Here is a 4093-nt window from a genome sequence, read left to right on the forward strand (position 1 = left end):
GGGATCGTTTGCCCACCCATCAGCACGGCCCAGCGCAGCGTCCAGCACAGTCCGGCCACCAGCAGCGCATTCGCCAGGGTTGCCGTCAAAGGCAGGGTGTTGCGGCTGGCAACCCGCGCAAAAACCAATGCTGCCGCCCACAGCGTGATGAGGGTGAGGATGTCAACCCGGGCCTGAGGATTGCCCTGCCACTGCTGGCGCAGCGCGTCGCCTGACAGGGTGTCGCCCAGATACCACGCCAGCATCACCCCCGCCAGCAGCAGCAGCGTCAACACCTGCCCTTGCGCCAGCCGTCGGGCGACATCGCGCATTGCCACGCTAAGCAGCGCCAGCAGCGCACTCATGGCGCTGATAAACATGGCGACCGGGAATGCGTAGCTGAACCACAGCGGTCGGGCCCGCACCACCGACACTTCTCGCCCGGTGTACAGCAGCAACCCGACCGCCGTCAGCGCGGCACCGAGCGCAAGCCAGCGCAGCAGCGGAGTAAAGCGCACGGTAGCCGGGCGCAGATGGAACAGCACAAACCACAGCCCCAGCAGCAGCGTGAACAGCGGTAAAAACAGCGCCCCCCAGGGCATCCAGGACCAGGGGGTGGGCCAGGCGTAGAAATGCCAGAACCGGGCGGTCTGGTGCAGATCGGCGGTCAGCGCCAGCGGGGCGGTGATCCCGCAGGTTAAGGCGATGAACAGGCACACCCGCTCAAACTGCTCGCTGTGCTGATGACTCACCCAGCGGGCCACGCAGGCCAGCAGCGCGGCGCAGGACGCGATGCCGATAAAGAAAAAGTACTGCACCGCCCAGGGCAGCCAGCTGATGGGCTGGGGTTGGGCCACTATTTCATTAATGACCATGGGTCACCTCCTGCCACAGTGCGGGCTGCGCGCGCCCCTGAAGCGGAGAGACGAACGCCTCATCCAGACCAAGGTAGAAGACGTGCGGGTTCGTTTTGTTTTCCGGCTTCAGCACCTTGATGGCGTCCCGGTGCGTCGCCAGCATCTGGCTTATTGTGCTGTGCGGATCCTTGAGGTCGCCGATGATCCTCGCGCCCCCCACGCAGGACTCGACGCAGGCCGGGAGCAGCCCGGCCTCAAGCCGGTGCGCGCAAAAGGTGCATTTATCCGCCGTCTGGGTGGTGTGGTTAATAAAGCGGGCATCGTAGGGACACGCCTGCACGCAGTAGGCGCAGCCCACGCAGCGGGTATTGTCGATCACCACGATGCCATCCTTGCGCTGGAAGGTGGCCTGAACCGGGCATACCGGCACGCACGGCGGGTTATCGCAATGGTTGCAAAGCCGGGGCAGTAACACGTTGGTGACCTCATCGCTGTGGGTGAGTTGCACCTGGTACTGGCTGACGGTGGTGCGAAACGCCCCTTGCGGGGTCTGGTTTTCGATGGTGCAACTCACCGTGCAGGACTGGCAGCCAATGCAGCGGCGCAGATCGATAAGCATGGCGTAGCGATGTTCATCCGAACCTTCATGCCGCTGGGGCCCGAATGCGATCCCCGCATCGGCCAACGGAACCAGCGCAGCCCCGGCCGTGACAACGCCCATTTTCTGCAAAAAATGGCGCTTACTGATGTCCATGGTGACCTCCACTCACAGCGCGATTAAGAAAAAGATTAGGGATGGAATTACCTAACCAAATGTGGTTAGTTACAGTCTAAAAATCTGGCCGGGTCGCCATCTATTGTGGTTAACCACATAAACCGGGCGGGCTTGATCTAACGCAAAAGAAAGGAGCATCAGCTGCATGGATCGCCGGGTAAAAGCCCTTTTATTCCTGATAATTACCGGACTCACCTCTCCCCTGTGGGCGGCCGAATGGACGATCGGCATCCTGGCGTTACGCGGCGAAACGGCCACCCGCACGCACTGGCAACCGCTGATCGACTCGCTCAATACCACCGTGCCCGATGCCCACTTTCGACTCCTGCCGCTGGATCTCAACGGCATGCGCGAGGCGGTGAATAAAGGCACCCTGCAGTTTGTGCTGACCAATCAGGCGCAGTTTGTCCAGTTAAATAGCCACTACCATCTGCGCTGGCTGGCCTCGCTGCGTTCCGGCAAAGGAGAGAGCATGGCGACCGGCAGCGCCATTGTGGTACGCCGGGACAGCAACCTCACTCGCGCCGAGGATCTGGCCGGAAAAACGCTGGGCGCCATTGACCCGCAGGCCTTTGGCGGCTATCTGCTGGGCTACCGGGAGCTGCTGAATGCCGGGCTGCGGGTGGATGACAAGGTGGATGTGCGTTACGTGGGGTTCCCGGCGGATGCGCTGCTTTATCTGCTGCGCGAAGATGCCATTCAGGCCGCCATTGTGCCGGTGTGTTTACTCGAGAGCATGGATAAAGAAGGGTTGATCGCGAAAAGCCAGTTTCGGGTTCTGCTGCAAAAACCCGCGTCATTTCACTGCCTGACCAGCACCCCGCTGTACCCGGACTGGTCGTTTGCCGCCCTGCCGGGTGTCGGCGATCGGGTGGCCGATGCGGTCACAAAAGCGTTGCTGAACGCGCCGGAATCAGGCGCATGGCGCTGGGGCGCACCGGCCTCCACCAGCGATACCGAGGCGCTTCTGCGTGAACTTCATCATCACCCGGAGCAACAGCGGATCGGGCAAACCCTGCTTGACTGGCTGAACCAACACCGGACCCTTGTCGCCTTACTCCTGTGCCTTGCGCTGCTATTTGTCGTCAATTATGGCTGGGTGATGGTGCTGGTCAACCGACGCGGAAAAGCGCTGGAGCAGGCCAACGGCCAGCTTCGCGCGCAGCAGCAAACCCTTAAGCAGGCCAGGCAAATGAGCATCCTCGGGGAGATGGCCTCCGGGTTTGCGCACGAGCTTAATCAACCGCTGGCCGCCATCCGCATGTATGCCCAGGGCGGGTTGAACCACCTCTCCCAGACGGAGCGTCATCAGGCTGTCGAAAAGGCGCTGGTGAATATTGACGCCCAGGCCGAGCGCTGCGGGCTGATTATCAAACATCTGCGGGAGTGGGCAAACCCGGTGCGGCACAGCGATCGGGATATCGATACCCGCGCTCCCGGCGAGGTGGCCGACACGCTCCGGCACGTGATTGCCCTGCTACAGCTGGATAAACTTTCCCCGGGCCTTCAGGTTCAGATTAACAGCCCGCAACCGGCCCTGCTGTTACTGCCCCCGGTGCTGCTGGAGCAGGTGCTGGCGAATATCATTGTGAATGCGGTTCAGGCGGGCGCAACGCGCCTGTGGTTTACCCTCGACCGCGTTGATCATCAGCAGCGGATCGCGCTACAGGATAACGCGGGCGGCCTGTCCGCCGGGCAACTTACCGATCTGTTCCGCCCGTTCCAGTCCAGCAAAAAAACGGGCATGGGCCTCGGACTCGTTATCTGCCAGCGGCTGCTGCGTAGCGTCAATGGCGAGATCGGCGTGAACAATCACCCCGCGCCGGACGGAAGTGAGGGGGTACTGGTGACCCTGACCTTCCCTGCCCGCGCCAATACCGGAAATGCACCATGATTCATTTAGTAGACGACGATGAGGCCGTTACACATGCCTGTCGCTATTTGCTCGAGAGCCTGGGTCATAGGGTTCAGTGCTGGAACCACAGCGAACAGTTTCTGCAGGACGCATCGCTGGCCACCACGGGCATTGCCCTGCTGGACATGCGGATGCCGGGTCTGGATGGGCACGCGCTTTTTCAGGCGATGCGCGAGGCAAACAGCACCCTGGCGGTGATCTTCCTGACCGGTCATGGCGACGTGCCGATGGCCGTCAAAGAGATCCAGTCCGGCGCGGTTGATTTTTTACAGAAACCGGTTGCCATCACGGCCCTGAAAGAGGCAATTACCCGAGGCTACGCGCATTCTGCCGCGCTTGTGAAATCGCACGACCTGAAGCTGCGCTTCGCGCGGCTGACGCCAAAAGAGCAGGAAGTGGCGCACTGTGTCGTCGCCGGTCTGATGAACAAAGATATTGCCGCGAAGATGAATATCGCGTTACGCACGGTAGAGGTACACCGCTCCCGGGTAATGGAGAAGATGGACGCGAAGAGCATGGCGGAGCTGGTGATGCAGGTGAATGACCTTTGATACATCCCAAAAATGG

4 protein-coding genes are annotated in these 4093 nt (G+C 61.3%); 2 read left to right on the top strand and 2 right to left on the bottom strand.

All coding sequences use genetic code 11. The features are described from left to right. Both ttrC and ttrB read right to left on the bottom strand, forming a co-directional pair. Positions 1-854 (bottom strand): tetrathionate reductase subunit TtrC (ttrC, locus tag ACRDD5_RS13540; protein ID WP_438677049.1); only part of this gene is annotated, 854 nt, incomplete at its 3' end. Then, positions 844-1590 carry a tetrathionate reductase subunit TtrB gene (gene ttrB, locus ACRDD5_RS13545; RefSeq protein WP_438677050.1) on the bottom strand — a complete coding sequence of 249 codons (747 nt, stop codon included), beginning with the start codon at positions 1588-1590 and terminating at the stop codon, positions 844-846. The genes ttrC and ttrB, both read right to left, overlap by 11 nt. Before the next feature lie 166 nt (positions 1591-1756). On the opposite strand from ttrB, the gene ttrS reads away from it, so the two are divergent. Both ttrS and ttrR read left to right on the top strand, forming a co-directional pair. After that, on the top strand, positions 1757-3505 hold the full coding sequence (ttrS, locus tag ACRDD5_RS13550) for a tetrathionate respiration histidine kinase TtrS (protein ID WP_438677051.1): 1749 nt from the start codon (positions 1757-1759) through the stop codon (positions 3503-3505). After that, entirely contained in the window at positions 3502-4077 is a 576-nt protein-coding gene (ttrR, locus tag ACRDD5_RS13555) for a tetrathionate respiration response regulator TtrR (protein WP_438677052.1), read from the top strand. Before ttrS ends, ttrR begins: the two co-directional genes overlap by 4 nt. Positions 4078-4093 lie beyond the last annotated feature (16 nt).

The organism is Silvania sp., from assembly GCF_051656365.1.
Lineage (GTDB): Bacteria > Pseudomonadota > Gammaproteobacteria > Enterobacterales > Enterobacteriaceae > Enterobacter > Enterobacter hatchlandensis.

Bases quoted from the DNA above. Each gene is read 5' to 3' on its own strand.
- ttrS (WP_438677051.1), top strand. From the start codon at position 1,757: ATGGATCGCCGGGTAAAAGCCCTTTTATTCCTGATAATTACCGGACTC.
- ttrR (WP_438677052.1), top strand. From the start codon at position 3,502: ATGATTCATTTAGTAGACGACGATGAGGCCGTTACACATGCCTGTCGC.
- ttrB (WP_438677050.1), bottom strand. From the start codon at position 1,590: ATGGACATCAGTAAGCGCCATTTTTTGCAGAAAATGGGCGTTGTCACG.